20 protein-coding genes are annotated in these 16,450 nt (G+C 61.6%); 4 read left to right on the plus strand and 16 right to left on the minus strand.

Annotated elements, in window-relative coordinates; genetic code table 11:
* Positions 1-44: 44 nt before the first annotated feature.
* The 9 genes from HKK57_RS11160 to ubiE form a co-directional block, all read right to left on the minus strand.
* Complete coding sequence (locus HKK57_RS11160) at positions 45-752, minus strand: 16S rRNA (uracil(1498)-N(3))-methyltransferase (RefSeq protein WP_029295990.1); 708 nt, start codon at positions 750-752, stop codon at positions 45-47.
* Entirely contained in the window at positions 749-1,540 is a 792-nt protein-coding gene (gene tatC / locus HKK57_RS11165; protein WP_029295992.1) for a twin-arginine translocase subunit TatC, read from the minus strand. Before tatC ends, HKK57_RS11160 begins: the two co-directional genes overlap by 4 nt.
* Positions 1,537-1,944 (minus strand): Sec-independent protein translocase protein TatB, encoded by a 408-nt coding sequence (gene tatB / locus HKK57_RS11170; protein ID WP_029295994.1) that lies wholly within the window; start codon positions 1,942-1,944, stop codon positions 1,537-1,539. Before tatB ends, tatC begins: the two co-directional genes overlap by 4 nt.
* A gap of 10 nt (positions 1,945-1,954) precedes the next feature.
* Positions 1,955-2,233: a twin-arginine translocase TatA/TatE family subunit gene (locus tag HKK57_RS11175; protein WP_070995899.1), complete on the minus strand. Its 279-nt coding sequence runs from the start codon at positions 2,231-2,233 to the stop codon at positions 1,955-1,957.
* A 27-nt stretch (positions 2,234-2,260) separates the two neighbouring features.
* Entirely contained in the window at positions 2,261-2,593 is a 333-nt protein-coding gene (locus HKK57_RS11180) for a phosphoribosyl-ATP diphosphatase (RefSeq protein WP_029295998.1), read from the minus strand.
* Positions 2,594-2,595: 2 nt separating this feature from the next.
* Entirely contained in the window at positions 2,596-2,988 is a 393-nt protein-coding gene (hisI, locus tag HKK57_RS11185) for a phosphoribosyl-AMP cyclohydrolase (RefSeq protein ID WP_029296001.1), read from the minus strand.
* Positions 2,989-3,052: 64 nt separating this feature from the next.
* Positions 3,053-4,657 carry a ubiquinone biosynthesis regulatory protein kinase UbiB gene (gene ubiB / locus HKK57_RS11190; protein WP_154907214.1) on the minus strand — a complete coding sequence of 535 codons (1,605 nt, stop codon included), beginning with the start codon at positions 4,655-4,657 and terminating at the stop codon, positions 3,053-3,055.
* On the minus strand, positions 4,654-5,277 hold the full coding sequence (locus HKK57_RS11195; protein ID WP_029296005.1) for a ubiquinone biosynthesis accessory factor UbiJ: 624 nt from the start codon (positions 5,275-5,277) through the stop codon (positions 4,654-4,656). Before HKK57_RS11195 ends, ubiB begins: the two co-directional genes overlap by 4 nt.
* The gene (ubiE, locus tag HKK57_RS11200) at positions 5,277-6,047 is read right to left on the minus strand and encodes a bifunctional demethylmenaquinone methyltransferase/2-methoxy-6-polyprenyl-1,4-benzoquinol methylase UbiE (protein WP_003209306.1); all 771 of its coding nucleotides are present in this window, start codon (positions 6,045-6,047) and stop codon (positions 5,277-5,279) included. The genes HKK57_RS11195 and ubiE overlap by 1 nt, the downstream gene beginning before the upstream one ends.
* A gap of 157 nt (positions 6,048-6,204) precedes the next feature.
* Between ubiE and HKK57_RS11205 the strand changes: the two genes are divergently transcribed.
* The 3 genes from HKK57_RS11205 (at position 6,205) to HKK57_RS11215 (ending at position 8,190) form a co-directional block, all read left to right on the plus strand.
* Complete coding sequence (locus HKK57_RS11205; RefSeq protein WP_029296011.1) at positions 6,205-6,480, plus strand: polyhydroxyalkanoic acid system family protein; 276 nt, start codon at positions 6,205-6,207, stop codon at positions 6,478-6,480.
* Between the two features lie 334 nt (positions 6,481-6,814).
* A complete protein-coding gene (locus tag HKK57_RS11210; protein ID WP_029296013.1) occupies positions 6,815-7,237 on the plus strand; it encodes a phasin family protein in 423 nt (140 codons plus the stop codon).
* A gap of 11 nt (positions 7,238-7,248) precedes the next feature.
* On the plus strand, positions 7,249-8,190 hold the full coding sequence (locus HKK57_RS11215; RefSeq protein ID WP_169390166.1) for a phasin family protein: 942 nt from the start codon (positions 7,249-7,251) through the stop codon (positions 8,188-8,190).
* Between the two features lie 93 nt (positions 8,191-8,283).
* On the opposite strand, the gene HKK57_RS11220 is transcribed toward HKK57_RS11215, so the two are convergent.
* From HKK57_RS11220 to HKK57_RS11245, 6 genes are all read right to left on the minus strand, one after another.
* The gene (locus HKK57_RS11220) at positions 8,284-8,811 is read right to left on the minus strand and encodes a fimbrial protein (protein ID WP_169390167.1); all 528 of its coding nucleotides are present in this window, start codon (positions 8,809-8,811) and stop codon (positions 8,284-8,286) included.
* 18 nt (positions 8,812-8,829) lie between these two features.
* Positions 8,830-9,774: a fimbrial protein gene (locus HKK57_RS11225; protein WP_169390168.1), complete on the minus strand. Its 945-nt coding sequence runs from the start codon at positions 9,772-9,774 to the stop codon at positions 8,830-8,832.
* A gap of 41 nt (positions 9,775-9,815) precedes the next feature.
* Positions 9,816-12,302, minus strand: coding sequence for a fimbria/pilus outer membrane usher protein (locus HKK57_RS11230; RefSeq protein WP_169390169.1), 2,487 nt, complete (start codon positions 12,300-12,302; stop codon positions 9,816-9,818).
* A 253-nt stretch (positions 12,303-12,555) separates the two neighbouring features.
* Positions 12,556-13,305, minus strand: coding sequence for a fimbrial biogenesis chaperone (locus HKK57_RS11235; protein ID WP_237150395.1), 750 nt, complete (start codon positions 13,303-13,305; stop codon positions 12,556-12,558).
* Positions 13,302-14,090 carry a fimbria/pilus periplasmic chaperone gene (locus tag HKK57_RS11240; protein WP_169390170.1) on the minus strand — a complete coding sequence of 263 codons (789 nt, stop codon included), beginning with the start codon at positions 14,088-14,090 and terminating at the stop codon, positions 13,302-13,304. The genes HKK57_RS11235 and HKK57_RS11240 overlap by 4 nt, the downstream gene beginning before the upstream one ends.
* A gap of 79 nt (positions 14,091-14,169) precedes the next feature.
* Positions 14,170-14,748 carry a fimbrial protein gene (locus HKK57_RS11245; RefSeq protein ID WP_169390171.1) on the minus strand — a complete coding sequence of 193 codons (579 nt, stop codon included), beginning with the start codon at positions 14,746-14,748 and terminating at the stop codon, positions 14,170-14,172.
* Between the two features lie 350 nt (positions 14,749-15,098).
* Between HKK57_RS11245 and HKK57_RS11250 the strand changes: the two genes are divergently transcribed.
* The gene (locus HKK57_RS11250; protein WP_070996228.1) at positions 15,099-15,761 is read left to right on the plus strand and encodes a response regulator transcription factor; all 663 of its coding nucleotides are present in this window, start codon (positions 15,099-15,101) and stop codon (positions 15,759-15,761) included.
* Positions 15,762-15,815: 54 nt separating this feature from the next.
* Here the strand turns inward: HKK57_RS11250 and HKK57_RS11255 are convergent, their stop codons facing one another.
* Positions 15,816-16,436 (minus strand): TetR/AcrR family transcriptional regulator, encoded by a 621-nt coding sequence (locus HKK57_RS11255; protein ID WP_029296031.1) that lies wholly within the window; start codon positions 16,434-16,436, stop codon positions 15,816-15,818.
* Positions 16,437-16,450: the final 14 nt, after the last annotated feature.

Genomic DNA, 16,450 nt, shown 5'->3' on the forward strand with positions numbered 1-16,450 from the left:
CAAGCTCGCTCCTACAGGAGATTTCAGTGGTCTATCAGAGCGGGTTAGAAGAGGCGGGCCAGCAGCGCGGTGACGGCGGTTTCTACCCGCAGGATCCGCGCACCCAGCTGCACCGGCTGCAACCCGGCCTTGGCCAGCAAATCCACCTCATAGGGGATCCAGCCACCTTCGGGGCCGATGGCCAGGGTCACCGGCTCATCCACATCGCGAGGGCAGGGCGGGTACGCGCCGGGGTGTCCGACCAGGCCAAGGGTGCCCTGGGCCAGGGCCGGCAGGCGGTCTTCGACGAAGGGCTTGAAGCGCTTTTCGATGATGATCTCGGGCAACACGGTATCCCGGGCCTGTTCCAGGCCAAGGATCAGTTGTTCGCGAACCGCTTCGGGCTCCAGGAAGGGCGTCTGCCAGAAGCTCTTCTCGACCCGATAGCTGTTGACCAGCACCACCCGTGGCACGCCCATGGACGCCACCGTCTGCAACACCCGGCGGAGCATTTTCGGGCGCGGCAGGGCCAGCAGTAACGTCAGTGGCAGTTTGGCCGGTGGCGGCTGGTCGAGGGTGATTTGCAGCTCGGCTTCGTCCGCTTCCAGGCGCAGCAGCTGGGCATTGCCCATCAGAGCGCCAATGCGCCCCACGCGCAGGCTGTCGCCGACCGCCGCGCGATGCACTTGCTGCATGTGCACCAGGCGTCGGTCACGCAGCACCACCCGGTCGGCCGCGATAAAGTCGGCGTCTTCAAGCAGCAGCAGGTTCACGGTTGTGTCGCTGGCGGCTGGTCGTCATCGGCGGGTTGGTCATCCGGGTGTTCGCCACGCTTGCTCACCAGGCTGCCAAACAGGATGCCTACTTCAAACAGCATCCACATCGGCACGGCCAGCAAGGTTTGCGAGAAGATATCCGGCGGGGTCAGGATCATGCCGACCACGAAGCAGCCGATGATCACGTAAGGGCGGATCTTGCGCAGGTACTGCACGTCGACCACGCCGATCCACACCAGCAATACCACCGCCACCGGGATCTCGAAGGCCACGCCAAAGGCGAAGAACAGCGTCATCACGAAGTCGAGGTAGCTGGTGATGTCGGTCATCATTTCCACGCCGGCCGGGGTGGCGGCGGCGAAGAACTTGAAGATCAGCGGGAACACCAGGAAGTACGCAAACGCCATGCCGGTGTAGAACAGCATGATGCTCGACACCAGCAGCGGCACCGCGATGCGCTTTTCATGCTTGTACAGGCCCGGGGCGATAAAGCCCCAGATCTGGTGCAGGATCACCGGGATCGCCAAAAACAGCGAAACCATCATCGTCAGCTTGAGCGGCGTCAGGAACGGCGAGGATACGTCGGTGGCGATCATCGTCGCGCCCACCGGCAGGTACTCGCGCAGCGGCGTGGAGACAAAGGTGTAGATCTGCTGGGTAAAGGCAAACAGCCCGGCAAAGATCACGAAGATCGCCGCGACACACCGCAGCAGGCGGGTGCGCAACTCGGTGAGGTGCGAGACCAGCGGCATGTGCTGGTCGTTTTCCGGTTTATCAGCGCTCATGGGGCTCGCGGCGGCAATGTAGGGTCGTGGGGAGCGGGCGACGCGGCAGGCGTCGGCGCTGGCTCTGCTGGGGGCACGGGCGTTGCGGCCGGGGTGGTTTGGGCCACAGGCGCAATGCTCTGCTCGGCCACCGGCTCAACCGGTGTCGGCGCCTGTTGCTGGGGCGCGAGGATTTTCCGCGCTTCCTGCTCCAGGGACAGAATGTGTTCGTTGTGCAGTTGCCGGCGGATCTCGTCGGCGCCGATTTCCCGTTCAACTTCCTGTTTGATGGCGTTGAAACTGCGTTTCAGGCGCCCGACCCACAGGCCGGCCGTGCGTGCGGCGCCGGGCAGGCGTTCAGGCCCCAGCACCAACAGGGCAACAAGGCCGACGAGCAGCAGTTCAGAGAAGCTGATACCAAACATTAGTCAGTGCTCACGAGTCTTTGCGGGACGGCTCTTCGACTTTCTCGGCCTGTACGTCGAAGGTGCGACGCTCAGTGATCGGCTGCGCGGCCTGGGGGTGTACAGGTTGCGCCGGAGGAATCGGGTTGGCGCCGGCATCGGCCGGTTTTTCGTCGTCGTTCATGGCCTTGCGAAAGCCCTTGATGGATTCGCCGACATCGGTGCCCAGGTTCTTCAGTTTCTTGGTACCGAACACCAGGACGACTACCACGAGAATGACGATCCAGTGTTTCCAGTCAAAAATGCCCATGCTGCAATTCCTCAGTCAGAAAGTTATTCAGGCGGACGGGCGCGAGGCCTTTTCGGCGTGCCCGGACAAGCCGAAGCGACGGTCCAGTTCATCCAGCACGGCCTGTGGGTGCTGCCCCAGTTGGGCGAGCATCACCAGGCTATGGAACCACAAGTCGGCGGTTTCATAGATTACATCGCTGTAGTCGCCGCTGATTTCGGCATCCTTGGCGGCGATGATGGTCTCGACGGATTCTTCGCCGAGTTTTTCCAGAATCTTGTTCAGACCCTTGTGGTACAGGCTGGCGACATAGGAGCTGTCGGCGTCCGCACCTTTGCGGTCTTCCAGCACCTGGGCCACACGGTTCAGGGTATCGCTCATGTTCAATGTCCTGCCGAGTAAATGGCGTGCGGGTCTTTGAGCACCGGCTCGACGGTTTTCCACGCGCCGTTCTCGAACACCCGGTAGAAGCAGCTGTGGCGGCCGGTATGACAGGCGATGTCGCCGATCTGCTCGACCATCAGCACGATCACATCGGCGTCGCAATCCAGGCGCATCTCGTGCAGTTTTTGCACATGCCCGGACTCTTCGCCCTTGCGCCACAGTTTGCCACGGGAACGTGACCAGTAGATGGCACGCTGCTCGGCGGCAGTCAGGCTCAGGGCCTCGCGGTTCATCCAGGCCATCATCAGGATGCGCCCGGTCTTGTGGTCCTGGGCAATGGCTGGCACCAGGCCGTCACTGTCCCACTTGATCTCGTCCAGCCAGTCTTTCATCTTCGACTCCGACAGCCGTGCGTGGCCCGCCCCGGCATTGTGCAACAGTGTATAACCGGTCGGCCTATCGACGCACGACCAGATAAAGGCCCACGGCGACCATGATTCCGGCCGGCCAGTGACCCAGTTCGTGCAACGGCCCGCCGACGGCAAGCACCGCGCCAGCGCCCAGGTGCGCCGCGCCCAGCAGGCGCAGGAACCAGTCGTCCTTGCGCTGGTGCCACGGCGGCGCCGGGTCCTTGGCGTGGGGCTGGGACATGCGCTCGAGCAGGTCGCGGGTCATGTTGGCCAGGTGCGGCAGCTGCTCGACCTGGCTTTGCAGGTTGCCCAGCAGGGTTTTCGGGCTGACGCGCTCGCGCATCCAGCGCTCAAGGAACGGTTGTGCGGTGTTCCACAGGTCCAGGTCCGGGTACAGCTGGCGGCCCAGGCCTTCGATATTGAGCAGGGTCTTTTGCAGCAGTACCAGTTGCGGCTGCACTTCCATATTGAAGCGCCGGGCCGTCTGGAACAGGCGCATCAGTACCTGGCCGAAGGAAATATCTTTTAACGGTTTTTCGAAGATCGGCTCGCACACGGTGCGGATCGCCGCTTCGAACTCATTGAGCTTGGTTTCGGCCGGCACCCAGCCCGAATCGATGTGCAATTGCGCCACGCGGCGGTAGTCACGCTTGAAGAAGGCAAACAGGTTGCGCGCCAGGTAGTCCTGGTCCTCGGGGGTGAGACTGCCGACGATGCCACAGTCGATGGCGATGTACTGCGGGCTCCACGGGTTCACCGTACTGACGAAGATATTGCCGGGGTGCATGTCGGCGTGGAAGAAACTGTCGCGAAACACCTGGGTAAAGAAAATCTCCACACCGCGCTCGGCGAGCATCTTCATATCGGTGCGCTGGTCGGCCAGGGTCGCCAGGTCGGTGACCTGCACCCCGTAGATACGCTCCATCACCAGCACTTTTGGCCGGCACCAGTCCCAATACACCTGCGGCACATACAGCAGCGGCGAGCCCTCGAAGTTACGCTTGAGCTGGCTGGCGTTGGCCGCCTCGCGCAGCAGGTCGAGTTCGTCGTAGATGGTTTTTTCGTAGTCGGCGACCACGTCCACCGGGTGCAGCAGGCGCGCATCGGCAGAGAACCGCTCGGCGGCGCGGGCGAGGATGAACAGCCACGCCAGGTCCTGGCCGATGATCGGCTTGAGGCCAGGGCGGATAACCTTGACCACGACTTCTTCGCCGGTTTTCAGCTGCGCGGCATGCACCTGGGCGACCGAAGCCGAGGCCAGGGGCTCGACGTCGAACCGGCTGAACACCTCGCTGATTTTCTTGCCCAGCTGTTCTTCGATCAGCTTCATCGATTGCTGTGAGTCGAACGGCGGCACGCGGTCTTGCAGCAGCATCAGCTCGTCGGCGATATCTTCGGGCAGCAGGTCACGGCGGGTGGACAGGATCTGCCCGAACTTGATGAAGATCGGCCCCAGGTCCTGCAAGGCCAGGCGCAGGCGCGCACCACGGCTCAGGTCCAGGGTCTTGCGCGGGAACCAGCGCCACGGCAGCACGTAGCGCACAGCCAGCAGAAACCACGGCAGCGGCAGGGCGAACAGCAGGTCATCGAGGCGGTAGCGAATGACGACGCGTTGGATTCGGAACAGACGGCGGACGGCGAGCAGCTTCATGCGTTATCGCTTGGATCAAGGGAGCGGCTCAGGCGCTCGAAGCGCGCCTCAAGCCGTTCCAGGTCGAGTTTGGCCTGGTCGAGTTCACGAAAGCGCGCTTCGGCTTCCCGTTGTCCGACGAGGGTGCGCGATTCTTCGCTCAGGTATTCGGCGAGGTTTTGATTGAGGCTGGCGAAACCCTGCTGGTACCAGCGCGAGCGGCTGCGCAGGTGCCCGCTGATCAGTTGGGTGGCCACGGGGCCGAGCCAGCGGGACAGCTCGTATTCCCAGTCCAGCTCCAGGTCTTGCAGCACGGCGGCCAGGTCCATCAGCACCGCGCTGTCGCCCTCAAGCTCCACGTCCGGGCCGTGCAGGATCGCGGTCTTGTCCCGGCTCATGGCCAGGCGCAGCAGGCTTGAGCCGGAGGCACGCAGGGTACAGTCGGCATCGGCGGCCCAGTGTGCCGCCAGCAACAGGCCTTCATCGCTGGGCAGGATGAACAGTTGCAAGGCGGGGCTGGTGCAATCGACGGCAATGATCTTGCCATTGAGGTGCGCCAGCCGCGCCAGAGCGGTGCTGTCCAGGCGCAGGACACGGTTGAGGCCGTGTTCGACGCTGGCGAGAAGGCCCGTGAACAACATCAGGGTTTGATGCCGCGGTGCAGGGCAACGATGCCGGAGGTCATGTTGTGGTAGGTCACGCGGTCGAAGCCGGCCTCGACCATCATCGACTTCAGGGTTTCCTGGTTCGGGTGCATGCGGATCGATTCGGCCAGGTAGCGATAGCTTTCGGCGTCATTGGTGATCAGCTTGCCCATCAACGGCATGAAGGCGAACGAGTAGGTGTCGTAGACCTTGGACATCAGCGCGTTGGTCGGCTTGGAGAACTCCAGCACCAGCAGGCGGCCGCCCGGCTTGAGCACCCGCAGCATCGAGCGCAGGGCGTCTTCTTTATGGGTCACGTTGCGCAGGCCGAAGGCGATGGTCACGCAGTCGAAATGGTTGTCGGGGAACGGCAGCTTTTCAGCGTCGGCCTGGACGAATTCGATATTGCCCGCCACGCCCTTGTCCAGCAGGCGATCGCGGCCCACCTTGAGCATCGAGCCATTGATGTCGGCCAATACCACCTGGCCGGTAGGGCCAACGAGCTTGGAGAACTTGGCTGCCAGGTCGCCTGTGCCGCCGGCGATGTCCAGCACCCGGTTGCCGGTGCGCACGCCCGACAACTCGATAGTGAACCGTTTCCACAGGCGGTGCATGCCGCCCGACAGTACGTCGTTCATCAGGTCGTACTTGGCGGCCACGGAGTGGAACACTTCAGCGACTTTTTCCGCTTTCTGGCTTTCCGGGACGTTCTTGAAGCCGAAGTGAGTGGTGGGTTCGGCATCGCTGCCTTTGCGCTGATCAGTCATATCGCTGTCACCAAAAGAGAATGCGGGACATGATAATCCCCAGGGCCTGCTTTGTCTTGGCAAGGCTGAAGGTAAGATAGATCGCCACCGAGACCTTTTGCCGCATGGCCGGGTAAACAAGGGGCTCACTAAGTCTTTGCAGCGAGGAGTCATTCACATGGCCCGGATACAGGTTGAACGTGCCCATACACTTGGCAAAGAAGTCGCCAGGGCGAAGGCCGACAAGTTGGCGCACAAACTCAAGGAACAATACGGCCTTGAGCCGTCGTGGTCCGGCGATACGCTGAACCTCAAGCGTTCCGGGGTCAAAGGCACGGTGAAAGTAGCCGAGGACTCTTTAAGGGTCGAGGTGGAACTGGGCCTATTGATGTCGGCCATGAGTGGCACCATCAAGTCGGAAATCGAAAAGGCCTTGGATAAGGCACTGGCCTGACCTGTACTTGCAGCGCAAACACTCAACTGTGGCAGCAGGCTGCTGTGGCGAGGGGGCTCACCCCCGCTGGGCTGCGCAGCAGCCCCAATAAGGCACACCTCATTTTTATCAGATACACCGAGGTGCCAGGCTTTGGGGCTGCTGCGCAGCCCAGCGGGGGCGATGCGGCGCTCCGACAAGCCCGCTCGCCACACTTGCTAGGCACGAAGTGGTACTTGAGCGCCTTAGAAAGGGCTGCTTGTTAGGGTGCCGATTCTAATTTTTCTCCCTACTTTGTAGTCAGCCCTCAACTCCTGTGGGCAGTTCCTCCACCCTTTTATGCGTGAGGTGCACCATGGCCAAAGTTATTTTGAAGAAAAAAATCGACACCCAAAACAACGCTCTGAGTGAGGTTAAAACCTATGCTCGCAAGATCTGGTTGGCGGGTTTGGGGGCTTACGCGAAGGTCGGCAGCGAAGGCAGCGAGTACTTCAAGGAACTCGTTAAGTCCGGTCAACATGTTGAAAGCAAAGGCAAAAAAGTTGTGAATGAACAACTTGATGCAGCCAACAGTCAGATTGATTACGTCAAGAGCAATGTCTCCGGCGTCAAAGGTCGTGTGGAAGTGCAACTGGATAAAGTCGAGAAGGCTTTTGATGCGCGTGTCGCAAGTGCCTTGAATCGTATCGGCATTGCGTCTAAACATGACGTGGAGACACTCTCTGCTAAGCTCGATGAGCTAACGGCATTGCTCGAACGTGTCGCGCGTAAACACTAAGGAGACATCGGATGGCTGTTAAAAAGACTACTCAGAAAGAAGGCAGCTCTTGGGTCGGGAAAGTTGAAGAATACTCCCGCAAGATCTGGCTGGCTGGTTTAGGCGTGTACTCGAAGATCGACAGTGACGGCAGCAAACTCTTCGAGACTTTGGTTAAAGACGGCGAGAAGGCCGAGAAGTTGACCAAGAGCACCGTCGGTAAACAAGTCGATGCGGCCAAGGCGAGCGCCAGCTCTGCCAAGTCCCGTATCAGTGATGCCAAAAAACAGGTCCTGGGTACCTGGGGCGAACTGGAAGGTGCACTCGACAAGCGTCTTAACAGTGCCATTTCGCGCCTGGGCGTGCCCAGCCGCAATGAAGTGAAGGCGCTGCACAGCAAGGTCGATACCCTGACCAAGCAGATCGAGAAACTGACCGGCGCCAAAGTGGCTCCCGCCAAAGCGGCGGCAAAACCTGCTGCCAAGCCGGTTGCGAAAACCGCGGCAGCCAAGCCTGCAGCGAAAACCGCAGCCAAACCGTTGGTCAAGGCCGCCGCCAAACCTGCCGCTAAGCCCGCGGCCAAGGCAGCTGCCAAGCCAGCGGCAAAAACGGCTGCGGCCAAACCTGCGGCCAAGAAACCAGTGGCTGCCAAAGCTGCTGCAAAACCTGTGGCCAAGCCAGCCGCGAAACCGGCAGCCAAGCCAGCCGCCAAGCCAGCGGCAAAAACCGCTGCGGCGAAACCTGCGGCCAAGCCCGTTGCAGCCAAACCGGCCGCCAAGCCTGCAGCGGCCAAACCTGCTGCAAAGCCTGCGGCGAAAAAGCCGGCTGTAGCCAAGAAGCCAGCAGCACCAAAGCCAGCCGCTGCGGCCAAACCTGCAACGGCGACATCCGCGACCAACTCGGCCACTGCGCCGACGCCCGCTGCGGCTACCCCGACTGTCACGCCGGTAACCCCGCCTACCAGTCAGTCCTGATCGTTACGGGACACCTGAAAACGCCCGGCCTGCAAAGGTCGGGCGTTTTTTATTGTGCACAACGAGCTATTTCGCCAGCGCCACCCAAACCCATCAGTTGTAGGTGATTGAAACGGTCACCGCGCTCACCAGCGTGCCTTGGCTGATCGCTGCGCCGGTTTTATGGTACGCCGCCGTGAGCGGGATCACCGCCTTGTGGCTGTTCGTTGCAATCTTGCGGCTGCGTTTGGCCGCGTTGCCATTGGCAGCAATCGCAAAAACCGGGGACGCGCGGTGTGCCAACCACAAGGCCGTGCCTTTCGATGTCCCCGTATTGGAAAACAATGCCGGATTGCCGGTCGACGGCGTGCCGGCGAACAAGAACGTCACGTGGCGGATGTCCGATTCGCAATCGGCCGAAATCTCGAAATCAAACGCGCCCGCACTCGGCGCGGCATCGAAGTCGGAGATCTTGATGGCCGGCAGCGTAAAGGTGCGGTTTTCGTCGCCGGCGGCCAGGTTGCACGTGCCGGCCTCGACCTGGCCGGTGAAGTGCAGGGTGCCCGTGGCATTTGCGTGCGCCGTGTTGGCCGCGAGGCCAGCCGTCACGGCCAGCAGTAGCGAGAGTCTGCGGGTGCTCATTAGATAGTTCTCCGGGATTCAGTTGTAGGTGATGTTGACGGTAGCGGTGCTGAGGAGGGTGCCTTGGCTGACCGTGCCGTTTGCGTGATAAGCCGCGCCCAGCGGCAGGACTGCGCGATCGCCGGAAACCTCCACCGTGCGCGTGTCGCTGGTGCCGTCGGCGTTGATGTTCTGGACTGCGCCATTGATCCGCGAATACAGCCACAGTGCGACGCCGCCGGCAGTGCCGGTATTGGCGAAGAGGGCGTTGTTGCCCCCGGCGGGAGCGCCGGAAAAACGGAAAGTGACCTGGGAGGCATCCTGGCAGATCGCAGTGAGCTCGAAGTCGCGGGCGCCGGCGAAGGTGGCGTTTTGCAAAGTACTGACCTTGACCGGATCGAGTGCAATGGTGCGGTTGACGTCCCCGGTTGCCAGGTCGCAGGTGGCAGCAGGGCTGACAAAACGCACGGCGTTGCCGAGCAGCAGGGTGAAACTCTCCGGGGTGTTGTCCATCCGGTTCACCCGGATGGCCCCGGCCGGGAGGGTGCCGTCGGTGACCGGCCCGGTTTTATAGAACTTCAGCGTCGCGCCGGTGAAGCTGTGGACTTGTCCTGAGAATCTGCTCTGCTGGTTATGCAATGCGAACGGATAATCGATGCCTGCGGCATTCGTGAGTCTCAGACGTACGCCCACACCTGGCGCTTCGGTGCGATAGGCCGCTGGGTAGCCGGGGTCTTTGGTCTGGTAGCGCCCGGTGATCGTCAACAGTGTCAAGGTGGGGCAGTTCGTGGTGAAGGCCTGCGCTGTGCCGCTGAAGGTACCACTGAAAATTTCGGCACCCACCGGGAGACTGGCCGGTACGGTGACAGTGGCGGGCATGTTGAGGGTCAGTGTGTCGTTCTGATACCGGTCGCACGCGGCGTGCGCGGCACTCGAGAGGCCGGACATCAGCAGTGTTGCAATGAGTTTGATGGGGTGTTTCATCGTCTGTCCTGCGCTGGGAAATAGGGCGTGTGCGTGGCTGTCTACAACGCGGCGTTGGCTGCATCGCCCCGGCAGGTGCCTGCGTGCAGATGACGCAGCCGCTGGGTGCCAGCCGCCTGCGCCTGGGCGTTCACGTCGTAGTGCAACTGGCACGCGGTGCTGGCGTCGGCGCCCCACCTGACGGTCAATTGGCCCAACGGGCGGGCCACGCGGACAAACGCTTTGCCGCCCTGGCCGACAACCCCGACGCTGGCACCGTCCTCGTCGAACACATCGGCACCGAACGGCAGCGGGCTGCGGTCCTGGCGCGGTGCCGTGATCAATAAGGCCTGACCGCTGATCGTGCCGAATTGCAGCTTGACCACCGAACCGGCGCGGGGCGCCACATTCTGCGAGGCCGTCTTGAGCTCGACATCGACGGGCAGGTCCTTGGGGTCCAGTTCGACGATGTTCTGGCGGTAGGGCGTCAGGTGGGGCACCACGGCAAAGCCGCTGTCGGTGACTTGCGAACGGTGGTGACCATTGATTTGCGCGCCCTGGGCGTCGGGGGCTTGGACGATGCCCAGGGTATCGCCCAGTTCGGGGGCAAAAATCACCCCGCCCGAGTGGGCGACAATGCCCCCGGTCATGCCCAGGGAGGTCGAGCGGTAGGCGTCGCTCTGGCCATAACCGGCAGACAGCACGCCATGGTTTGTCTGGTATTTCGCGTCGGCGCTGGTGGTGCTGCCGCTGCCCTGGGCCCGGCTGCGGCTGACGCTGTAGCTCAGTTGACTGTGTTCGCCCAGGCTGCCGCCCAGGCTGATCCGCTCACCGCTGCCTTGGTCGCCGCGGTAGGCCGTGGTAGTCAAGGTTGGCGAGCGGGCGCCGCTGCCCAGTGGCAGGCTCAAGGTGACGTCTACTTGCTGAGTGACCCTTTCACTGAGCACGTCACGGCTGCGTTGGGCGCTGACGGTGTAGTGAAGGCCTTTCCAGGTGCTGCTGTACCCCGCCGTGAACGTCAGGTTGCCCTGCGCGCGGTTCCAGTAGTTTTGTGCAGAACCTGTCAGGTACACCGAACCGCTGCCCACGCCCTGGCTCAGGCTCAGGTCCGTGCGGGCGCGCAGGCGGGTCACGTCGTCCAGGTTCAGCCCGTCGATGGCGAGGTCGCGAATGCGCGCAGCGTCGCCCAGGCTCAGGAAACCGGTGGTGGAGTAACGGTAAGCGCCAAGGGCAAAGTGGGTGCCGGTATCTGCGAAGTTCTTGCTGTAGCGCAGTTGTACGCTCTGCCCGTCACGGGAGCCGTGACCCGGCAGATGGGCATTTGAATGGGTCAGGTCGACAGACAGCGCACCCCATGGCGTATTGAATGCCGTGCCCAGCAACTGCGATTGGTAGTCGTCACCCATCATGGCGCCGGTGTAGCCGGTCAGCAGATTGTTCAGGCCATGCTGATAAGTGGCCTGCACCAGGCTGGGCGGATGCCGCAGGCCGATTTCATCAAGTTGACCGACACTCAACGAGTGGCGGTGATAGCCGGGACGCAGCAGGTTGGCATTGGCGGCGAACGGCACGATGAACGCGCGCTGGCGCCCGTCGGCTTCGGTGATCGTCACGCTCAGGTCGCCGCCATAGCCGGTCGGGGAAAAGTCCTTGAGCACAAAGGGGCCAGGCGCGACGGAGACTTCGTCCAACAACACGCCGCGCTGGCGCACGCTGACGCGGGCGTTGGTCTCGGCGACGCCGCGCACCACGGGCGCAAAACCGGTCAGGGAGTCCGGCAGCATGCGGTCATCACTCGACACACTGGCACCGCGCAGGCGCACGCTGTCGAACAGCTCCCCCGGTGTGTAGATTTCGCCCACCATCAACTGTGATTGCCACGCGCTCAGCTCGCGCTGCACATAGGTGGCGTTGCTTTGATAGCCGCTGGCATTGTTGGAGTGGCTGTAACTGGCGTCGTGACGCCAGTGCCAATCACCCAGATTGAGCCCGGTGTTGAGGCCCAGGTACATCGAGCCCTGTGAGCGCCCGCCGGCCTGGGTGCTGAAGGTATTGGCGTTGTAGCGCACAAAGGCGGCATCGATGCCGCTGTCCCAGTGCCGTGGGTCGATGTAGCCCCGCGCCTGGCGAGCCAGGTAAACCTGTGGCACCTGCAGGTCCAGGCGGTTTTCGCCTGGGTCAAATTGGCCGCTGGCGCCAGGCAGATAAGTGGCGATATCGGCGCAGGGGGCAAATGCGGCGCTGCCCAGGTCGATGCCAAACCGCTGCAGCGCATCACGCTCCAGGCAGACCTGGGCGCTACGCTGGCCGTCGAGTGCGACGAAGGTCAAGGTTTCGCGTCCGATCCATTGCCCGTTGAGGTGTACCTCGGTGCGGTAACTGCCGGGCAGCACCACGTTACCCTGGTTGAACTTGGCAATATCGACCTGCAAACCCGCCGCTGCACCGGCGAAGAAGGCCGGGTTGAACTCGACATGTTCGGCACTGTAGGCGGCCATGGCATAGGCGCCGCTCAGCAGCAGGCTAGGCACCAGGGTGTTGAAACTCATATCTACGATTCTCAAAGGCAAGTGCTGTCCAAATCCCGGCATAGGGCGTCCCTACCCCGGGCAATGGGCATTCAGCGAAGGCATGTGTTGAAGAATTAATCCGCGCCGCCCCATATCGCGCGGCGCCTGCTGTGGCCAGCGGGCTTACTGTGGCGAGCGGGCTTGTCGGCACGCCGCATCGCCCGCGCTGGGCTGCGAAGCAGCCCCAACAAAGCCCCCCACAGCTCCCATTACCGATGCCGTCATTGGCCCATCATGGACAGACCTCGGTGGTGTGCCGCACCTTTGCCCCGAAATCATCCAATGTCTCAAACGCCACAGTCGCGCAGCTGTTCAAAGGCGCGGTGAGCCGAGGTAAGGCGAAGCGCAGGCGGCCACCGGGTATCACCATGTTTTCAACACCCGAGGCCGCGGGTTCGCGCACGTGCTGCTGCTCTGCCACCTGCACGCGGATCTGTTCGAAGGTCACGTGGTAAGGGCTTGGATTGAACACGTCCAGAGCCTGGCCCTGCTCGGTGGCCACGCGCTGCCACTGCAGCTTGCCGGGCGCGGCCTCGACTCCGTAGGGCAGGTTGGCCGGGCGCAGGAACAGCTTGATGCGCGAGCGGAAAGCCAACTGAAACTGATTGCTCTGTGCAGCGCCCTGGCGCTGTGAGGGCACCTCCAGCAGGTTGAACCAGAACAGGCCTTCCTGGGCCGAGGGCAGGTCCTGGCCGGTATAAGCCAGGCGCACAACCTGTTGCTTGCCCGGCTCCATGCGAAAGATCGGCGGGATGACCACAAACGGTGCGGTGGCCACGTCCGGGGTGGATTGTTCATCGCCGCTGTCCAGCCACGCCTGGACCAGTACCGGGGCCTGGTTCTTGCTCTCAAGCCGGACGGTCACTTCATTGTCGTTCTGTGGATAGACAATGCGGGTGCTGTTGACGATAACGCTCGCTTGCACGGCGGCGCTGCTCAACAGCGCAACGGTTAACGTCATGAAGCGGTTGGTCGCACTCATGGCGTGACTCGCTTGGCGGGCGTAGGGCCAAGGTCAACGGAATGGCGTACGCGGGCGCCAAAATCGCTGACCGTGGTGAACTCCACTTTGGCCTCGCCGTGGGGGCGCTGGCGTAGCAGGGGGAGTGCAAACACCTTCACGCCTCCACCCGGTAGCAGCAGGCTGTCATCGGCGGCTTTGTTCGGCGCTTTACTGAAGCGTTGGCCATCGCTCAACAACTCGATCGAGGCAAGCGAAATATGGTACGGCGTCGGGTTGCTGGCTTGCAGGGCCAGGCCTTGTTCGTGGGCCAGCAGTTGCCATTGCAGTTTTGCCGGCGCGCTGTCGACCGGGTAAGGCAGTGCTTGTGGGCGCAGAAAGACGCGCAAGCGGGTGCGGAATGACAATTCAATCTGGTTCTTTTGCATCGCGTCGGTGGCAAGCGGCGGCACTTCCAGCACGTTGAGCCAGAACAGGCTTTCGCGGTCCTCGGCTATCGGCTCGCCGGTGTACCGCAGGCGTATCGCCTGTTGCTGGTAGGGCTCGATGCGCAAGATCGGTGGCGACAGGGTGAACGGGGTTTTCGCCGCCGCGGGGGGCGAATGCCGATCACCGGCGTCCAGCCAGGCTTGCACCAGCGCGGGACGTGTCCCTTTGTTCTCCAGGCGCACCACCACCTCCTGCTGTTGCGCGGGGTAGATCACCCGTGTGCCGTGAACAATCACCCCGGCATGGGATGGCGGGGGCAGCAGCAATAATAAGCAGCAGGCACAGGCGAGCAGCACCCGGCAGTTTGTTGTTTTCATCGTCTGAAATCTCTTCGCATCAGCCAGTACCGAGCTGCGCGATTCACGCAGGTCGGCACTGGCAAGGCTGGTTGCGCCCTTACTCGGCGTACTCGATCAAAAAGCCGACACGGGTATTGACCTTGCCTTCGGTGGCAGGCGCGCTGGCGTACATTTGCGCAGCCAGGGGGATCAGTGCCTGGTTGTCGGCGATCACCACACCGGTGGATTTCTCGCTGTAAAGATTGATCGGCGTGCCATCGCGGTTGGTGACTTCGATCTGTACGTTCTTGGCGTTGCTGCTGTCGGACGGATTATCGTAACCGTCGATGTTCAAGCGCCCGGTTGCCACATCAATGGCCGGGCTGGTCGGGTCAAAGGCCACCATGGCGGTGCGCCCGTTGGTGCAACTGCCTTCGCCGGGGGCGCCAATACGGATGGTGAAGCCCGTGAGGTTGGCGCGATTGCCTGCGACGGCCAGGCGCGCAGCCGACACGCCCCCCAGGTTGATGTCCTTGACCACTGCCCCAGAGCCCGGTGCCGCGCCCTCGATCGTGCAGGTGACATCGGTCACCAGACCGCTGAAGTTGATAACGCCATCTGCTGCGTGGGCGGCTTGTGATACTGCGGCGGTCAAGGCCAGCGCGGCTGTAAGCGTGGATACAGTGTTGCCTTTCATGGTGTTTCCAGTCGTGAGTCATCGGGGTGGCCCGCCAGTGTTTCAAACGCTGGGTGCTTAAAAGGCGGGGAGCCCTAATTTGTCTGTTTGCGCGCGTTGCATCTATAGAGAAGTAGCGAGTTTTGTCTCGTAATTGTTCGAAAACAAAATTAATAAATTTCAGAATTTTCTGTAGTACTAAGAATGGTCTGTAGGTAATTGCTGTAGGCATCTAACTTATTGCTGTGTTGTATTGATCCTAGTGTGTGGCCGGGTATACCGTGCTTGCAGTAACAGATCAGGTATGTGCTGCTGCATTCATTTAAGCGAGGCTATTTATGCCTACTTCAATTGCCACCCCTTATACCGTCATGCTGCTGGACGACCACGCAATGGTCCGCCAGGGCATCGAGCTGGGCTTGAGCAAAGAGACCGATCTGGACGTGGTCGGATCATTCGGGACGGGGCGGGAGTTGTTGGAAGCGCTGGCCCGGCGCCCGGTGGATGTGGTGGTCATGGACTTTATCCTGGCCCCCTCGGACAGCGATGGCATCAGCCTGATCCAGGCGCTGAACAGGCGTTTCAGGCAGTGCCGGCCGTTGATTGTCTGTTCGCACTACACGCCGGCCACGGTTTCACTGTCATTGAAAGCCGGCTGTTGGGGGATTCTGGGTAAAACCCAGAACTTGACGGAGTTGATTACGGCGATTCGCACCGTCGCCCAAGGCCGCATATACCTGCAACCTTGTATGGTGCCAGCCCTGCAAGGCATGCAATCGGTGCTTGAAGTCGCGAGCATTAAGTCGAAAATGGACTTTGCAACGCCGTTGCAATTGAACGCTTGTCTCTCACCCAAGGAGCAAGAAGTACTGCGGTGTTTTTTGGATGGTATGTCGGTGAACTCAATTGCGGCAAAGTTCTCGCGCAGTGCAAGTACGATCAGTACACAAAAACAATCGGCTTATCGAAAGTTGGGAATCAGCAGCGACAGTGAACTGTTCAAGTTCACGCACCAGTTCAGGAAGTCGGGATAACCTGACGGGAGGCTGAACCTGGCCCCTTCCACAGGCGGGGTTCGGCCTTGACCGTCAAACCGGGTCATCCAGGTAACGCAGGGCGAAACGCTCGGTCGCCAAGCGTGCGGGCATCAACAGGTGCGGGGCCACCAGCATCATCACTTGATAGACCACGACTCGCACCTCAGCCTCGCGATCAAGAATCCGCTGGTAATCCAGGGAAAACAGCAGGGTCATGGTGATCTGCTCCACCAGTTGGCCCAGGGCCTGGGTTTCGCTGACCAACTGGCCTTCGGCCTTGAGCCGCGCCAACAGTGAAGCCAGGGTGCGCTTGAGTGCGGTCAGCAGGTTGCGAATGCCCTTGGCCAGCTTCGGCAAGCGCCCGGCCAGGTTCGACAGGTCCTGGAACAGGAACCGATAGTGCGCCATGCGTTCGACGATCAAGTGCAGGAACAACCAGTAATCCTCCGGCGCCAACTGCACTTGCGCCGGTGGGTCGAGCAGTGGGGCCAGTTCGCCCTGGAAGCGCTCGAACAGCCCGATGACCAGGGGTTCCTTGCCATGGAAGTGGTAATAGAGGTTGCCGGGGCTGATCCCCATTTCATTGGCCACTTCCATGGTTGAAACATTCGGCTCGCCCTTTTGGTTGAACAACTGCAGGGCACATTCAAGGATACGGTCGCGGGTTTTCATCCAGTCTTCTTAGT

Source organism: Pseudomonas sp. ADAK21 (assembly GCF_012935735.1).
Lineage (GTDB): Bacteria > Pseudomonadota > Gammaproteobacteria > Pseudomonadales > Pseudomonadaceae > Aquipseudomonas > Aquipseudomonas proteolytica.